The sequence below is a fragment of the Amycolatopsis sp. 3B14 genome (assembly GCF_050958625.1).
Classification (GTDB): domain Bacteria; phylum Actinomycetota; class Actinomycetes; order Mycobacteriales; family Pseudonocardiaceae; genus Amycolatopsis_E; species Amycolatopsis_E thermoflava.
On sequence record NZ_JBHZEN010000066.1, the window covers coordinates 14222 to 33390 of the forward strand.

Annotated in this window: 1 protein-coding gene (cut by a window edge); it reads left to right on the forward strand. The window is 73.6% G+C overall.

The window, feature by feature from the left end; translation table 11 throughout:
• Positions 1-19169: the start of an EndoU domain-containing protein gene (locus ACCP09_RS32495; protein WP_433752562.1), read on the forward strand. The gene runs 24757 nt beyond the window's last position; 19169 of the gene's 43926 nt are visible here — the first part of the coding sequence; its start codon is at positions 1-3; its stop codon lies off the right edge, out of view.

Sequence of the window (19169 nt, forward strand, 5' to 3'; positions counted from 1 at the left end):
ATGGGAGTGCACCGAACCATCGATGATGGTTTCGCGTACTTCGCGCAGCTGTTGGCGGACTTCGGGGACGCGGCGGACAACTTCATTCGGGAGCTCAACGACTGGGTCGGGTTTCCGGTTGCTGCTCCGATCATCCGGATGGCGATCGACGGGTGGCTCGGCGAGTACCCGGAGGCGCACCCGGACGACGTCCAGCCGCTCGTCGACTTCTGGAGCGCCAAGGGACTGGACCTGGCCGACCTGCAGGAGCAGCTCAGCACGCTCACCGAGATGGTGACGCAGGGCTACCAGGGTGCCGCGCCCGCGCAGTTCGCCGCGGCGTCCACGCAGTTCAGCAAGGTCATCCTCAGCGCGGCCCAGAACGCCATGCAGATGGGGATGGGCGTCGGGCAGTTCCAGACCAGCCTCGCGCTGGCGAAGAACAGCTACGAGGTCATGCTGGTCATGACCGTCACGGAGATCGCCGTCTCACTGGCCGCCGCGGTGCCGAGTCTCGGTGGCAGCCTGGCCGGGATCCCCGGCTCGATCACCGCGACCGGGTTCGCGATCCGCGCGCTCTTGCGCAAGGCGGCCGCGGAGATCGCGGAGATCTCCATCAAGCAGGCGATCAAGAAGTTCTCGATCAAGGGCGCCGGCGCGGCGATCGCGCGGGGCTGGCGGATCTACCTCGCGCACACGGCGGGCCGGATCGGGGCGCGTGAGCTCGAGCGCAGCCTGATGCGGATCATGCCGCAGTTCAAGAACCCGGCCATCCGCAGGGAGATCGCCCAGCAGCTCGCGCGCGGATACGGCGGTCGTGAGACGCTCGAGCGGATCACCCAGCGCGCGGTCCAGAAGGGCGGCCTCACGCCGGAGATGCAGCGCCGGCTCGCGGAGGAGGTCGCCACGCACGTCGCGCGGGGCGGTGCGGGCAAGGTCATCGGTCAGCGGTTGTTCGGCTACGGCGTGCGCAGCGGTCTGATGTACGGCGCGGGCGGCTCCCTCGCCGGCGAAGTCCTGACCGACATCGAGATGGGCGACAAGTACCGGGTCAACTTCACCAACGTCGCCGCGGGTTTCATCGGCGCCTCGCTGGGTGGCGGGCCGCTCGCGCTGGCGGCGGGACTTCCGGCGCACGTCATCCTCGGTGCCGCGGGCGGTGTGATCGGCCAGATCGGGTCGGTGGGTTTCACCGCGGGCATGGACAAGCTGATGAACGCCGAGGGCACGCCGCACGACACCAACGCGCGGAGTGCACGCGGTGGCCAGCAGGCGGGCGAGGATCCGCTCAGCTGGGACAACCTCAAGAAGGCCGCGCTCGGTGGCGCCGTCGGCGGTGTGCAGGAGCTCTACGCGGGCGGCACGTCCATCAAGGAGTTCAACAGCCACTTCTCGATGAACCTGGCCGACCGCAGGCTGCTGACGAACTTTCACGCGGGCAACGACTTCTCGAACTTCATCGGGCAGTCGCCGGGGCAGGTGCCCGCGGGTGTCACGTGGAGCGATGACGGTGCCGCGCCCGCCACCGGGCACTTCGGCGGTGGCGGGACGCAGACCGCGACCGGCGGTGCGACCGGCGGTGCGACCGGCGGGTCGTCGTCGGGTTCCGGAGGCGGGTCGAGCAGCGGTGCGGGGTCGGCGGGCCGGGGCGGCACGCCGTCCGGTGCGGGGGGTTCGCACGGGTCTGGCGGTTCGGGTTCGGGCTCGGGCGCGGGGGACGCGTCGTCGCGCAACGGCCGTACCGCACCGTCCGACGGGGAACGCCGGACGACGCCCGACACCGAGCCGCAGCGAGCGGAGACCCCGGACGGCGAGACCACCCCGGCGCCGGAGGAGCAGCGCCGTGTGGCCACCGCGGGCGGCGACCCGGCCACGGGCGCCCGCGACACCGCGACGCAGCCGAGCCGCACCACGACGCCCGATCCCGAACGGTCCACACCGGACACCGGTCAGGCCGCGAACTCCGGGCGCGCCGAAGGCGATTCCCCCGGAACGTCCACTCCCGACGGTGCGACCCCGGATGCGCCGGCACATCAGGAAGGTGGCGCCACTCATAACCCGGACGCACCCGGAAGTCAGGAGGGTGATGCGCGGAATCCGGATGCCGCGGGGCGTCGGGAGGGTGACAGCCAGAGCCCGGACACTGCGGGGCGTCAGGAGGGTGACACCTCTCAGAACCCGGATGCCACGGGGCGTCAGGAGGGTGACACCTCTCAGAACCCGGATGCCACGGGGCGTCGGGAGGGTGACAGCCAGAGCCCGGACACTGCGGGGCGTCAAGAGGGTGACAGCCGGAACCCCGACGCCACGGGCCGACAGGAGGGCGACACCTCCCAGAACCCGGATTCCGGCACCCGCGACGGGAACCCCGACGACACTGGCCGCACCACCGACACCCGTGAGCACCGGCAGCAGTTCACCCCCGACACGCCGCCGGAGAAGGCCGAGCGCGGGCCGGAGACCGCGACGGCCGTCACCGCTCGCACCCTCGACGCCTTGAACGACGCGGGCTACACCGTTCAGGTGGACCGGGAGACCGGCATGTTCAGCGTCATCTCGCCGGACAACCAGACCGCGGAGTTCTTCCTCACCCTCAACGACGAGCTGCCCGCAGGCGCGATGGAGGTGCGCGGCGACGAGGTCCACGTCTCGAGCCTGGTCTCCGAAAGCATGGCCGAGGTCATGCAGCACAACCAGGCCATGATGGGCCAGGTCCTGGAGCACCTGTTCGCCCGCGCCCCGTTGCCCGACGAGTTCACGCCGTCCCTGGTGTTCACCCACGCGGGCACAGTCGCGGGCACGACGACGCCCCAGCCCGGCACGAGGTGGCACGCGCTGCCCCGCACCGTGCAGGCCGGCCCCGACCGAATGCCCTCGACGCCGAGCGCCCAGGACCTCACCGACGCGATCACCCGCCGCCAACAGTCCACCCCGGACAACGACTACGCGAGCCCGCGCATCGCCACCGCGCTGCACGGCACCCCGGGCGAGGGGCCGTTGGTCGTCCAGTACGGCAACGGCAACCGCGTCCTCGTCCAGGTCCTGCTGGACGACCGCGTCCCCGACAACCACGTGCAGGTCGACGCGGGCACCTGGCAGGTGCGGCCCGACGGCTCCGCGCGGCAGACCGGTGAGGCCACGATCCGGATCGCCCGCGGCGACCTCGACGCGCTGCTGGAAGAGGGTCTGCGCACGGTCGCCGACGGCGTGCCCGGGCGCGACCAGCCGCACCAGGCGGTCAACCACCGCGAGCTCTCGCGCGTGCCGCGCGAGCCGGTCAGCGGCTCGGTCACCGTCACGCAGGACACCACCGCGGACAGCGAAGCGGTCGTGCGCGAGTTCGACTCCTTCGCCCGCGGACTGGGCCGGACCACCGCGCCGCAGGCCGTGCTCACCCCGTCCGCACCGTCGCTCGGTGACGCGATCCCGCTGCAGCGCCTCCCCGAATCCGGCGTACGCCTGCCGCAGCGGGTGGAGTTCCACGACGACGTCGTGCGCCTGGTCTACGACGACGTCACGGTCGACGCCGTGCTGGCGGTCGACTCCGAGCTGGCGGCGGGCGAATACCAGGTGGTCTACCCCCGGTTCACCACCGACGGGGTCCAGGCCGAACCCCTGCAGCTGCGGGTGTCGGACCAGACGCTGAGCGACGGCTTCCAGCGCACGATCGCCGAGCGGGTGAAGTGGCGCCACGTCCTCGGCGAGGTCGGGACGACGCTGCGGGGACTGGGCGACCTGACCGACGGCACGGTGGCCCTCTACCGCGACCGCGGCATCGTCCCGCTCGCCAGGACGGTCATGACGACCGTCCGCGGCGCGCGACTGGTGCCGGACCCGCTCGCGCCGCAGACCGCGGAGGGCGGGCCGCGCCACCTCGCGGTGCGGATGCCCGACGCCACCTCGTTCACCCAGGACACCGGCCGGGTGATGGAGGCGCTCGGGAAGGCAGGCCTGCGCCCCGACACCACCGAACTGCAGTGGGACCACGCGGAATCCGGCGTTCCGACCCGCTGGACCAACCCCGTCACCGGTGAGCAGTTCGTGCTGCGGTTCGGCACACCCGACTCGGTCGCGGCCCGCGCCCACGCCGCGCAACTCGACCCGGACTCCGGGCAGCGGGCCGAGATCCTGCGCGGCGTGCTCGAACCGGACCTGAGCACGATCGAGCTGCCGTCGGCGCAGCGCCCCAACGCCTGGGACCTGGCGGGTGTGGCCGACCACGAACACCGGCCGCCGATCGCCGACCTCGAAGTGTCCGGCGACGTGCTCGACCGCCTCGTGCAGCGGCACGGTCCCGAGGCCACCGACCCCACGCAGATCCGCGTCGCCCGCCGCTGGTTCGACGAGGGCGCGAACCCGCGGCTGGCGCTCGGTGAAGTGGTGCGCGACGTCGTCCGGCGGCCCGATGTCGCGACCTACGACGAGGAGTCCGGGCTGTGGGCGGTCCGCGGTGAGCGCAACGGGCTGACCATCGCCGCGGTGGTCGACGCGGAGGGCCACACCGTCCAGGCCGAGCCGCTGCCGGGACCGAACACCGAAGCCGGGCGGCTGCCCGCGGCCGAAGCCGGGCGCGTGCTCGGGCAGTTCCAGGCCGCGGTCGCCGCCACCGACGGCGCGCAGGTGAGGCCGGCGACGCTCGACGACCTGAGCGGAACCGGGCCGGTCCGCTACACCGTGGACCTGACCGGCGCGACCTCACGCGACGCGCTGCTGACCGAGCTGGCCGACCGGGGCTTCGACCTCACCGGCGCCACCGGCGACCAGGTGGACCTGCGGCACGCCGAGACCGGCCAGGCCGTCCAGGTGCGGCTGCACACCGCCGCGGCCACCACCGGCACCACCACGGCTCCCGACCCCGCACCCGGCACCACGCCGGACCCGGAAACCCGGCCGGACCCGATCGCCGACGCGGTCGGCGAGGTGGCCGGCGCCGCGCTGACCGAGGACGGGGACGGGCGGTACACGATCACCATCCCCGCGGACGACTACCTCGTCGCGGGCCTGAGCGTGGCCGACCAGCTGGATGCCCACGGCCTGACGCTGACCGACGTCGACGGCGCGTTCGGCCGCCGGTCGGCGGCGCAGCTCGGCGGCCGCCAGTGGCACGGCTGGCACACCACGTGGACCACCGCCGACGGCCGGACCGTCGAGATCCACCTGACCACCGAAGAGGGCAGGCAGCACGCCGCGCAGGTGGCCGAGATCGCGCGGCAGCGCGACCAGCTGCGCCGCGGCGACCCCCGCCGGTTCTGGCTGGACTCGCAGCTGCGGCGCCTCACCGACAACCCGCCGGTGCCCGCCGACGCCGCACTGACCCCGGAGGTCCGGCGCACGCTGACCAGCGGCCGCCTGGCGCGCCAGGTCGCCGCCGAACTGAACGTCCCGCGGGTGACGCTGAGCAGGCCCGAGGGTGGCCTGCCGGGCCACCTGGTCGCGCGCACCCCGGACGGCACCGAGGTCGCGGTGGTGCGGACGCACACCGACCTCGGCGCGCTCCGCCGCGAGCTGGCCGGCCTCAGCGTGACGCTGGAGCCGGCCCACGTCGGCGAGCTGGGCGGCACCGGCGCCGCGTTCGCGGTAGTGCCGCTGACCGAGGGCGGCACCGTCGCCGAGGTGACCGCCGCCTTCGCCGACACGGCCCGGCCGAACGGCTGGCACCACCCGGACGTCGCCTTCCGCACGGACCGCCCCGCCGAGGACCGGATCCGGCTCGACCAGGACGTGCTGCACGACCACATCCTGGACGGCACCCGTGGCGGCGGGCATCGCCACGGCACCGGGGTCCCCGGCAAGACCGAGTTCCCCGCCCGGTGGAGCGACGACCGGATCGAGGCGGTCATCCGGCAGACCGCGGCACACCCGACCGCCGTCCAGTGGGACGAGGACCACAACTCCTGGATCGTGACCAGGGAGCACGACGGGGTCGTCGTCGCGGTGGTCGTGCTGCCCGACGGCTGGATCGCCACGAGTTACCCGGAGGAGGGCCGCGGGGTCGTCACCAACCCCCGGCCGGTGACGCCGGAACGGCACGAGATCGCGCCCACTCTGCCCGAGGCCGTGCTCGCCCAGCTGGAGAACCTCCGGCACCCGGACCGCCCGGCGCGGCTGCCCAAGTTCCCCGCCGAGTGGTTCGAACCGGGGCGGCTCGAGACCATCCTGACGCGGATCGTGGCCGAGGGGCTGCAGCCGGACGCGCTCGCCGAGACCCCGCTCGAACCGCTGGGGCGCAAGAAGCAGGACTGGGTCTACGGTGAACACGACGGCGTGCGCGTGCGGGTCGCCATCGACCGGAACAACGTCATCCACAGGGCCGAACCGGTCGTGGAGTCCGCGGATGACCAGCGAGAGGGAAGGAGCCGGGACGGTGCAGCTCTCCGAGGCGGAGATCGCGCAGCGGATGGCGGATCTGCCCGACCGGTTCGCGGACCGGCTGGACGAGCAGGCGCTGACGTCGGTGCGCCGGACGCTGGACGTGGGCGAGTGGCCGATGAGCGTGCAGGCGCTGATCCGGGCACTGCGGAGGCTGGACCGGCCGGTGTCGACGCGGGAACGGGCCGAACTGGCGAGCTACCTGGAGATGTTCGACAGCCCGGACGATCCGGAACCGCTGAGGCGGCGGACGGAACAGGTGAAGCAGGACCTCGCGTCGCTGACGGAACAGCCGAGTCTCGACGCGACGGAAGCGACCGCGCTGGCGAAAACGCTGACGGCGACGTTCGCGCCGCGGATCCCGGAGCCCGATCGCGGGGAACTGATCCAGGAGGACGAACTGGAGAACTGGCCGGATCTGACGCTGGCGACGGTCGAACTGCTGGAGCGGCACGCGATTCCGGTGACCCCGGAGGAACACCGGATGCTGCGGCAGCTGCTGGACGCGATGGATCTGACCAGGCAGGGACTGACGGCGATTCCCGTCCGGTAGCGCGGCCGGACGCGCGCACGACGGTCGACCGGCTGGACGACGCGACGCGCGAGCGAATCCTGCGCTTCGCCGACCACCGGCTCGAGGTGGTCGCGCGCGGCCTGGACGTGACGGTGGACGAAGTGCGCCGCCGCCTCCAGGACCGGATAGCCGACGCGTTCGAACTCACCGACGCGGGCCTGGCGGAGGCGTTCGCCGACGATGCCGCTGCCCACGACCGGCTGGTGTGGTACGTCGGCTCGTCCGGCGTGTACGACTGGGCGACCGGGCGGGTGGGCCTGCGGCCCGGCGAGCCGCTGGGCATCGTCGCGACCGCGCTGGTGAAGGAGGTCATCACCTCCTTCCGCACCCCGCCGCACCTGGCGGCCGCGGCCTTCGACGGCCCGCCCGCCGACCTGATGGTGCAGCGGGAGATCGACGACCACGTGCTGCTGCGGGAGTGGCTGCGCGGGCTCGGCGACCCGCTGCCCGCCGAACTCGCCCAGGCGCGCAGCTGGTCGGAGCGGACGCTGGAAGAGGTGCTGCGGTACCGGTACGAGTCCACTGTGGACCACGTGGACCGGTTCACCGTGTCGATCGAGCGCGGCGAACCGGGTGTGGAGCCCAGCCTGGGGCGCGAGAACGATCCGCGCCTGACGCGGATGGCCGACCCGGACGTCGCCGATGCGGTCGCGAGCAGGCTCGGGGAGCCGGCGGTGACGCTGACCCGCGCCGAGGGTGAGACCACCGGCCGGCTGCCGGCGCACTTCGTGGTGCGGGACGGCGACGGTTCCGACATCGCCGTCGTGCGCGTGCACGACAACGCGGACGCGGCACGCGCCGAGCGGGAAGTGCTGGGCCCCGCCCTGCCGGCGACCATCGTCGACCGGCCCGGTCTGCCCGCCATGACCGTGGCGCCGCTGGCGAACGACGCCGGCGACCCGACTCGGACGGTCGCCGAGGTGATCGAGGCCTTCGCCGACGGTGCGCGGCCGAACGGGTGGGACGCCGTCGCCGGGCACCCCGACTTCCCGCCGCCGCACGAGCTGCAGCTCAACGATGCCAGGGCGGAGCACATCCTGGACAGCGACCCCACCGGTGGCGGCCACCGCCACGGACTGGGCAAGCCGAACAAGGACGAGTTCCCCGAGCGGTGGGGCGACGACGCCGCGGTGCGCGACATCATCGAGCGCATCGCCCGGCACCCGGACCGCGTCCTGTGGGAGAAGGGTCCGAAGACCTGGCGCCTCACCGCGGTGCGCGATGGCGTCGAGATGGTCGTGGTGATCCTGCCCGGGCACGGCATCGGCGTCCTCACCGCACACCCGGAGGGCGGTCGCGGCGTCGTGCGCAACCCGCCGCCCGCCGCGCCGCCGCGTTCGGACACGCCCGCGACCATCAGCGACAAGGTGCTCAAGCGGCTCGAGAGCAAGCACGGCCCGAACAGCCGGGCGCCCGGGGTGGCGAAGTTCCCGGAGAGCTGGTTCAACGAGCCGGGCGGGCTCGGCAGGATCCTGACCGAGTCGGCGGACGAAGCGATCCGGGCGGGACGGATCGAGGAGGTCCCGGAGCGGGCCAAGCTCGATCTGCTGCGCGCGGCCTACGCTGGGGCCGAGGTCGACATCTTCGTCACCAAGCAGAACAAGATCGAGGACGCCTCGCCCCGCCCGGGCGGGCCTGGCGTGGTCGTCAACCCGGAACGCGGAGGTGGCGGTGGCAGTGGCGCTGTCCGAGGAACAAGTGGCGGCACGGATGGCGCGGCTGCCGGAACGGTTCGCGGACCGGTTGGATCCGGCGGACCTGAAGGCAGTGCGCCGCAACCGGGACGAGGGGGAGTGGTTCCTGACGGTGCAGGCGCTGATCGGGTCGCTGAGCCGGCTGGCGAGCCCGGTGTCGACACGGGAGCGGGCCGAACTGGAGACGCTGCTGGAGACGTTCGCGGACGCGGCGCGGGCGACCGGCCTGGGGACGCTGCTGGATCGCGTGACGGGGGAGCTGTCGGCGCTGACCGAGGTGACCAGCCTGGCGGAAGCGCAGATCGAGCCGACGGCGAGGACGCTGCGGCCGACGTTCGAGCAGCGGATCCCGGAGACGGACCGCTGGGAGATGGCGGACGCCGAGGACGAGCGGGACTGGCTGGATCTGACGCAGGCGACAGTGGCGCTGCTGCGACGGCACCGGATCCCGGTGACGGCGGACGAACGCCGGACGCTGTGGCAGCTGCTGGACGCGATGGATCTGCCGAAACAGGGGCTGGCGGAGATTCCGCAGCCCTGACACCGGAGAGCGCGGCTCGGGTCGTCACCGCGCTCGACGACGTCACGCGGCGTGAGCTGGCTGCCTTCGGCAAGGCCGGCGCGCAGGCGATCGCCGATGCTCTGCGCCTGCCGGTGTCCGAAGTGGAGCGCCGCATCGACGCGCTCGCCGAGAGCGCGTTCGCCCTCGGTGGGGATGTGAACGCGAACCTCCCTGGCTACGCGGGCCGGGTCGGGTTGCGCACGGGTGAACCGCTCGCGGTGCTGGCGACCGCCTTCGTCCGGGAAGCGATCGGCGTCCTCAACCCGGTGACGCTCACCGAAGCGGTCACCGGGCTGCGCACGAGCGACCCGAGCCGGCTCACGGAGCTGATCCACGACCTGGTGCGGGCGCGGGAGATCGGCGACCGCCAGGTCCTGCGCGCCTGGATGTCCGCTGTGGACGGTGACGGCCGCGGCCTGCTCGACGGCGTGCGCCGGGCCGAGGAGAACGTGCTCACCGCTCTGGCGCTCACCGGCGCCGGCACCGGGCACGCCGCCGCCCCGTCGCTCGCCCTGCCGTCGTTCCCCGCCGCCGTGGTCACGGTGGCCGACCAGGCCGGGTTCGCCGACTCGCTGGAGGGTGTGTTCGCCCGCGCGGGTGCCGGCGCCGAGCGGATCGCGGACGGCGCGGAGACCACGTGGACGATCACCGACCGCGGCGCCCGGTGGCAGCTCACCGTCCGAGTCGACGCGACGGCCACCGAACCCGGGGTCACGGTTCCCCGGCCCCGCCAGGAAGGCGGCCGCTGGGTGCAGGACCCGGTGCGGGTCGTGCTGCCCGCGGTGCCTGCCGGGCCGGAGTGGCGGGTGCAGGTCGCCGAGGCGCTCGGCGTGCGGTTGCTGGCCACGGTCCCGCTCACGGTCCAGGCCCTGGCTGCCGAGACCGGGGCCGAAGTCGTCCCGGCGCCGGTGGTGGCGGACGCCGGAACGGTGCCTGCGCCCCAGGCGGCCGCGGTACTGGAGGTCCCGGGCCGCGAGATCCGGCTCGACCTCTGGCCGGTACCGCCCGGCCTGGTCACGACCGCGGACCCGGCGCTGGCCGCCGACGCGGTCACCCGCGTGCTGCGGACCCTCGATGCGCGCGAGATCGCCTTCGACGGCACGACGGTGTCGGCGGTGCTGGGCGACTTCCCCGTCGCGGTGCGAGTGGACGCGACGGCCACCGGCGCCCGGGTGGACGCGCCCGCCCTCCGGCTGGCCGACGGCGGGACCGAGCACGCGCGGGACGGTCACTGGACGCAGTCCCGGCCGGTCGAGGTCACGCTGCCCGCGCTGCCCGTCGACCCGTACTGGCGGGCCGAAGTGGTCCGGACCGCTCTGTTCGGCGCCGGGGCGGAGGTCGGCTCGCACTTCGTCGAAGCCACCCGGGAGCTGGGGCGGCAGCTGCAGTCCGAGCTTCCGCCGGTGCGCGAGGTCGCGGCGGACCTGCCGGCCGGGGACGACGTGGAGATCGCCGGGCTGCCGTCGGGCGAGCGGACGGTCGTCGTGCTCGACGGCCCGGAGATGCGCACCCGGCACATCCGCATCGAACCGGACGAGGACCTCACCAGCAACGCTCGCACCATCGCGGACACGCTGCGCGGCATGCTGGCAAGCGAGTCGTGGGCCGGCGACATCCAGCCCGACCCTGGCGGTGACGGCACCACGTGGCTGATGGCCGCCCGTGGTGACGGCCCCGTGCTGCGGTTCCGCGTGCGCGTCGACCCGGACGCGGCGGGCACCGCGAAGGTGGTCCTGCCCGGCCTCGAACTGCGCGCGGACGTGGACGCCGCCCGCGACGCCGAACCGGGATCGCGCCTGGCGGACGGACGCTGGGTGCAGACCGCCCCGGCGGACGTCGTCGTGCCACCGCTGCCGTCCGACCCGGCGGAGCGGAGCCGGGCGCTCGTCGAGCTCGCGCTCGACCTCGGACTGTACGCACCGGCCGCGCTCGACCGGGCCGTGAGCGATCTGCGGGGCGAGTGGGCCGACTGGGAAGCCGTCACGCTGCCGCGGATCGGCAACTTGGTCACCGGCGCTCCCGCGGCGTCGCCCGGTCCGGACATCGCGACCGCCGACCCGCAGGCGAGCCCGGATGCGGCCGGCTGGATCACGCAGGAGGACTTCACCCGCCTGCTGGCCGATGCCGTCGACACCATCGAAACCTCGTGGGAGTTCGCCACGCGGGTCGGCGAGCGGATGCTCGGCCGGACCGACGGGATCCTCACCGACGACGAGGTCCACATGGTCCGCGAGGCGCTCCAGCGCATGCGGAACTACCAGCGCGATCTGGAGGAAGCGGACTTCGACGCGGGCCGCGCGGTGGTCGTCCGGCTGCTCCACGACTCGGTCGTGCGGGTGGCGGAGTGGTTCCACCGGTGGGAGCCGGAACTCACGGCGGGCCGGCCCACCCCGCCGGGATCGTCGATGCTGGAGCACCTCCGGCAGCAGCGCGCGCTGGTCGCCTGGATGGACACGACGGGCGCGCCGCTGGACCGCCGGTTCCTGAACCGGGTCTTCGCGAACGGTGTGCTGGCGCAGGCGCACCTCGCGGCCGCTCTCGGCAGGCAGGTGGGGCCCGAGGACCCTTACCGGTGGGCACCGGTCGCGGCGGAACTCCTGCCCGCCGGGGACGACGCCGCCGTGTTCGACGACGGCGTCACGCTGTGGGACCTGACCGAGCTGGTGGCCGAGGTCAACCAGGCGGGGCAGGGCCTCGGGCTGGTCACCCGCGTCGTGGCCGCGGTGGAGGACACGCTGTCGCTGCCCGGCCTGCCCGACGACGCCCGGCAGTTGCTGGACGACGTCGCCGATCGCGCCCGGGAACTGGCCGACAGCACGCGTGGCGGCGAAGTGCGGCCGGTGGCCGAAGCGCTGGCGGGGTTGCGCGAGGCGCTCACCGAACTTAACCAGCGTCACGGGATCGACGTCTCCGCGCCCAGGTGGAGCACCACGGCCGCCGTGCAGGCCGGCGACGGCCCCCTCCTCCCCGGGCGGCCGCCCAAGCCGCGTGTGGGCGAGGATCTCATGGGCGGTGGCTCCGGCGCCTGGGGCAGCGAACGCCCGACGCTGTGGGGCCGCACCCAGCACCTGCTCGGCTACGGCTTCCTCGTCGGCGGGTACGCGACCGGCAAGCCGACCGCCGCGGCGCTGTTCAAGCACTTCCTCGGCAACACCGGCGAAGACTTCGTCGTCGACACCGACCGCATGATGCGGGACATCCCCGGCTTCCACGCCGACGCCACGCGGCAGGTGCGGCACGAGGCGCTGCGCGCCGCACAGGCGGCCGAAGCCCGCGGTGAGACGGGCCGGTTCGAGTTCACCAGCCGCTGGCAGCGTTTCCACAAGTACCGCGTCAAGGAACAGAACAACGACTGGTTCAACGCCGTCGGCACGTTCTACTACGCCGTCAGCGGTGTCGTGACTGTCTCCCCGCCGTCCGTGCCGGGCGGCAGGCCCCAGGTGTCGGTCGAGTACCAGGTGCACGTCCACGACCGCTACAACTGGCACTACGGGATGATGACCTTCTTCGGGCCGAAGATCATCCCGATCACCCGGGCCAACCCGCACACCGGGATGACCACGGCGTGGCAGGCGCCGGTGACGATCAAACACTCGATCTGGCAGATGCTGCACCGGTCGGGGCTGGCCCAGGAGTTCGACATCGTCGGCTCCACCGGGCGCAAGACGCACACCGGCCCGCTGTCGTCGCTCTACGACCTGGAAGTCCCGCTGGAGCCGGGCACCCGGGGCAACCGCCTGGTCGACGGGCTCACCGGGTTCGACCGGCTGCCCTCGCCGGAGGCCGCGAACCGGCTGGCGGACCAGTGGCTCTACTACACCGCCGCCGAGGATCGCGGTGAGGTCTGGATCCAGTTCGCGCCGGCGCGCGCCGGTCTTGTCCTCAGCACGCCGGACGGGGACAGCGAGCTGAGCTTCGACGCAGAGCAGCGCGCCTACGTCGGTGACGGCATTCGCGTCGAGCTGGTGCCGGACACCCAGGGCGTCCCGGACGCCGTGCTGATCACGCGGGCCGGTGGCGCGCCCGAGAGCCTGGCCTTCGGCGGGATCCTCACCCCGGGCGCGAGCGAGACCGGCGAGCACCCGGCGCGTGTCGCCGAGGAACGGGAGCTGGGCGAGGCCGCCCGCCAGGCGCTGGCGCGGTTCCGGCAGAATCAGCCGACCATCGTGCCCGGCCGGGACGTCGCGCTCTCCACCGAATGGACCGTGACCGGCGAGACCACGACCGGCGCCGTCGAGGCGACGGCCGGGGACCTGCTCGCGGACGGCGTGGCAGGAGTGACCCTGCTCGGCCGGATGGCGGACCCGGCCGGAGCGGGCACGCTCTTCCAGGTCCGGCTGGCCGACGGCACCGAGACCGTGCTGCGTGTCCGCGCCGACGAGGCGTTCCGGCGGGCTTGGCTGCACGTCGCCCCGCTGCGGATCCAGGGCGGGGACATCCGGCAGACGGCTGCGATCGAACTGGTCGTGCCTGCTGTCCCGGCCGACGCCCAGGCCCGCGAGCAGGCGCTGGAACTCGCCCTGCGGCAGGCGGCCGACGTCCTGCCCGGCACGGTCCGGAGCATGACCACGTCGTTCCTGGCGCCGGACGCCGCGCTGGGCCGGCTGGTGCCCGACGGGATCACAGACGAGGACGCGGCCGCGGTTCGGCAGTGGCGCATGGCCGAAGCCCTGCTCGACAGCGAGCGCGGTCTGCCGCGGCCGCGGGACATCGCCGGTGCGCCACTGCCGGCGCGCCTGCGGGAGGGCGCGGTCGAGAACCCGGACGGGACGGAAACCCGTGTCGTGTACCGGAGTCGCGCGCACCAGCAGCCGCCGTTGTTCCACACCACCACGACCGCGCCCGAGGCCGCGAGGGAGGCCGGCGGGATCGGCACTCTCGGCGAGTCGGGCCCGGGCGCGGACGTGGTGAGGGCGCACCAGGACGGTTCCGGCGAGCAGGGGACGCTCTCGTCCGAGGACCTGCGCGCCGCCGCCGGACGGATGCGCGACCACTCCGGCACGGTCTACGTCTACGAGCACCACACGCCCGGTGGCGCCGACATCGACGCGAGCGGCCTGCGCGGCGCGGGCACGGCCGGTGTCCTGCAGACGGGCATCGCCTGGCAGGACGTGACGGGCTGGTGGAGCCACGAGGTCGGCCCGGACGGCCGGGTCGTCGACAGCGCCTGGCACGACAACCCGGACTTCCGGCCGAGGCGGGCGCCCGCCGAGGTGATCGTCGACCGGATCGACGACACCACGCGCGCCGACCTGGCCGAATGGGCCCTGCCGTTCGCGGACGTCGTGGCCGCGGAGCTGGGCGTGTCCCCGGACCTTGTGCGGCAGCGGATCGAGGAGAAGGCACGCACAGCGTTCGAACTGAGCCGGCGTGGCCTCGCCGAGGCGTTCCCCGGCGACAAGGCCGCTCGCGACCGGTTGTCCCCGTACCGCTCGGTGTCCGCGGTCTACGACTGGGCGACCGGGCGGACCGGCGTGCGGCCGGGGCAGCCACTGGCGGTGGCGGGCACGGGGCTGCTGAAGGAGGTCATCACCTCGTTCAGCGACGACCCGGCCGTCGCCGCCGCCGCGTCCGACGGCGACTTCGCGAAGCTGATGCTGGATCGCGAGCGCAGGGACCACCGGATCCTGCTGGCGGCGGTGCGGACCTTCGAGGGCCCGCTGCCCGGGGAACTCGAAGAGGTGCGCGGCTGGACACCGGAGTTGCTGGACGAGGTACTCGGCTGGCGGTATCAGTCCACTGTGGACCACGTCGACCGGTTCACCACCGCGCTGCGCACCGGCCAGCCGGTGGTGGAACCGAGCCTGGGCCGGGACGACCCGGACGAAGTGTGGCTCTTGAACATGGTCGGGGGCGACATCCCCGTCCGCGACGGCGGCCCGGTGCACGTCGCGGCGGAGGTCGGTCCGGACGGCGTGATGGTGACGATCCACCGGTACTACGCCAACGGACAGTCCGATACGGCCGTCGTCGTGCCGAGTGCTTCGCCGGAACAGGTGGCCGAGCAGGTCCGCCTCATCGAGCAGCGGTTCGGCACCGAGCTGCCGCCACGGTTCGCCGCCGCCTCGCCGGTCGTCGAGGCGGAGCACGTCGCCGATGTCCTGAGGTGGTACGGCGTTCCGGACGAGGCGGTCACGGTGACCCAGGAGCGCGACGGCGTCACCGTGACGTTCCACGGCGAGCCCGAGCGCACGGTCCGGATCGAGACCGGGCCGCACGCGCAGGTCCGCAGGCTGGGTGACCTGGGTGACGGCGTCGACCGGATCTCGATATCGGCCGCGACCGACCAGGCGACCCGCGACCGGCAGGTCACGGCCGCCCTGGGACGCTACGCCGACCAGGACCCGCCGCCCCCAGCGACGGCGGAGCCACCTGCGACGCCCCCGTCAACGCCGCCGTCCACAACGGACAGCGGAGCGTCACCCATGGCGCCGGAGACCCCGAGCCGCCCGGCGACTCCGGAAGCCGCTCCGGAGGCCCCAGCGCCTGAGGCCGACGCTTCCGCGCCGGAAGCACTGGCGCCGCAGACGCCCACGCAGGCGCCGGTGGCGCCTCCGCCCGCGCCACAGCCGCCCGCGCCGCAGCCGGCCGCCCCGCCGGCGCCGCAGCCTTCCGCGCCGGCGCCGTCCCCGGCCGCCCGGACCGTACCCGCGCCGGATCCCGCCGCTGTCGCGCACCTGCGCGGCCTCGTCAACACCGCGGTCGACGACGCCGGCCTGAAGGGCCGCGTCAAGCAGATGGCCGTGATCGCAACGGACGACGGTGTCGTGATCACCGTGCTGGACCGGGCGGACCACCAGCACCGGGCCGAGGTTCGGGACACCGACGAGCTCCTGGTGGTGGAGGAAGAGGTAGCCGGCGTCGACCGGTTCGCCGTGCCTGCCCAGGTGCCGGACACCCTCCGCACCCAGCTCATCGCGGGCAGGTTGCGCGTGCTCGCCGCCAAGTGGGCCCTCGACTCCGCCGAGCCGAGGCCGTCCGGACCGCAGCAGGTCCAGGCTCCCGAGCCGGTCGCCGTCCGTCCGCGCCCGGTCCCGACCGTGGAGCCCGTCGCACCGCAGCGGGTCCGCGCCGGGGAGGGCAGCGACCGTCCGATGCGGACGGTCGCCGAGGCCGCCGTGGCCCGAATGGCTGGGCACCCGGTGCGCGTCACCGCGAACCGGGCCGGCGACGGTCCGATCCGGATCGAGGTCGCCTACGGTGACCAGCGGCCGTTCACCGTGACCGTCCGCGAGGGCACCGACGTCTGGCCGTACTTCCAGGACCTCCGCGACGGCGTGCCCCCGCGTGACGACACCTTCGGCGAGAACGGCAACACCTACGACATCCAGCTGCCCGTCGCGGCACTGGGCGACACGCTGCCGACCGTGGTCGCGGAAGCCGTCCTGCAGATCACGCTGTCGCGTTTCCGCCACCAGCTCAACACCCCCGACGCCAGCCGGTTCTCCCACGAACCGGGCGCGGCCATCGCGACCGACGTCGCCACGCGCGGTGTCGCCCGCGCCGCCCTCGGCGACACGGCCCGGGACGTCAACGTCACGCCGGGCCCGGAGGAGGGCGCCGTCGCCGTCCGCGCGACCGACGCCCACGGCAACCCGTACCGGGTCGAATTCCGTACGGTGCAGGGGATCGACGCACCGCGGCTGCGCACGGCGGTCGGCGACCACCGACCGTACGTGGTCGAGGTCCCGCCGGGCACCACCCAGGCCACCCAGGTCCGGATGGTCGCCGACGGGCTCCGCGGCGTCGTCGGCTTCCGGCACGCCGTCCTCGGCCTCGGCGACCCGCCGCCCGCCCGCGGGGAGATCACGCCGGACTCCCAGGCCGACCTGCCCGCGCTCCCGGCCGTCACGGTTCCGGCGCTCGGGTTCACCGCCTACTCCACCGATCTCGCCACGCTGTTCCCGCAGGTGGAGCCGCTGCGCACCACGGCGGACGGGATCGCCGAGGGCGTCGGCGAGCAACGGGCCGCCCGCACCCGGGCGCAGCGGGAGTACGCGGCTGCGCTGGACGCCCTCGAGAACGACGAGGTCTACCTGCCGTGGGTCGCGCAGCGGCTGGGCGAGCTGCTCGACGTGCCGACCAACGACAGCCTGGTCCTGGACGCGCTGGCGTCGGTCTACGACCTGAGCCGCATCGAGGTCGAAGCCCGCGTCATCGAGCCGGCCGCCGCGTTGCAGGGCTCGTTCGTGGTCGAGCCGCCGCCGGAGATCGCGCGCGAGATCATCGGCCAGAACGCCGCGACCACCATCCGGCTCGTGGGCGAGCACCGCGACCGCCTCACGGTCGCCGCCGAGAACGCCGCGAACCGGCTGGCCGAAGCCGAGCAGCGGTGGACCCGTTCCCGCGACAACGCGGTCCGCGAGCTGGAGCGGGCGCGCCAGGACGCGATCGACGACGGCCTCCCCGAACGGACCGCGCGCGACGTGACCTCCCGCGCGCTGGGCCAGATCCTCGACGAGGGCAGGCGCCCCGACTTCAAGGTCCGCGAGTTCACCGACGACCTCGACCGCGCGACCTACGGCGCCCGCGGGCATGACCTCCGCGACCTCGCCGGCGCCCGCCGGGACCTCGTCCGCGCGGTGCGCGAGCACGAACCCGCCCGTCGCGCCGCGGAGAAGCGGTACCGGGTGGCCGCCGCGGACCTGCGGCAGGCGCGGTCGAACCTCAACGCCCGGCGCGGCTGGGTGGGCGCGCTCGTGCGGAGCGAGGGCGGCGACGCCACCGCCGTGCAGACCGTCGCCAACGCGCTGAACCTGCCGGTGAGCTACGTCAGCGCGAGCCGGGCCGCGGAAGCCGCGCTGCCGTTCCAGGGCAACCGGACCGAGCTCCTGCGCCAGGCCGCGTCCCGCGTCCGCGCCGCGCAGGCCCAGCTGGACGCGGCGATCGACGCGTACCTGGCCGCCGAGCAGGCCCGGGACGAAGCGCACGAGACCTACGTCGACGGCCTGCGCGACGCGGTCACCGCGGCCGCCGACGACGGCATCAAACTCGTCGAGATCGCGCACCGCACCGGGCTCACCGACACCGAGATCACCGAGATCACGCGCCGTGTGGTCGCCTCCGGCCGGGCCGAGACCGAATCGCGCTACAGCCTGCCGTTCGTCGACCGCTACATCGAAGGCCGCGGCATGCTGAGCAAGCTCGGCCGCCGCCTCGGCGTCCAGGCGCTGATCGACGTCGATGACCTCCGGGAGAAGGTTGAGGCGATCGACCCCAACGCGCCGGACGCGCTGCAGCAGCTGCTGGACCTCGGCACGTCGCTGGACACCGCGCTCGCGATGTTCACCAACCGGCTGTCCACCCGCGACATCAGCGACGTCCACCACCACCTGCTCAGCTACGCGCTGGACAACCAGTACCTCGGCGCCGGCCGGGAGGCGCCCGCGAGCGAGGAGGAGGTCAGCCAGCTCAAGACCCAGGTCAAGCAGGTGCTGGCCTGGCTGAAGAACGAGCCGAAGGCGAGCCTCGCCGAGCGGCAGCTGCGGTACCGCGCGGCGCGCGGCGACCTCGGCCGGATCCTGTACTCGGCGATCCGCGAACGCGCGTTCGGTCTCGCCGCGGCCAGTGGCGCCACCTACTACGGCCTCATCCACTCGCTGCGCGCCGGCCTGATCGACGAGAAGAGCGTGCTGGAGCTGCAGGGCAAGCTCGCCGACGCGCTGATGTACAAGATGTACAACGAGCTCTCCGACGACGTGAAGTGGCGCGCCGACGTCGGTCTCGTCGGGACTCGCTGGGACATCGCCGGCGCCGAGGGCTACGACCTGACGATGCTGATGGCCGAGTTCGCTTTCCTCGGCGCGGAACAGACCGACGACAAGGAAGCGATCAAGCAGCTCCTCGGTGACGAGGCCAACACCACCTACAACCCGCGGTGGATCAACCAGCTCAAGCTGTCCGTCGCCGCCGCGGTGCAGGTCAAGACCGACCTCGCCGAAGGAAGGCTCACCGGGACCGCGGCCGAGGAGGCCCGCGCCCTCCTCGGCGA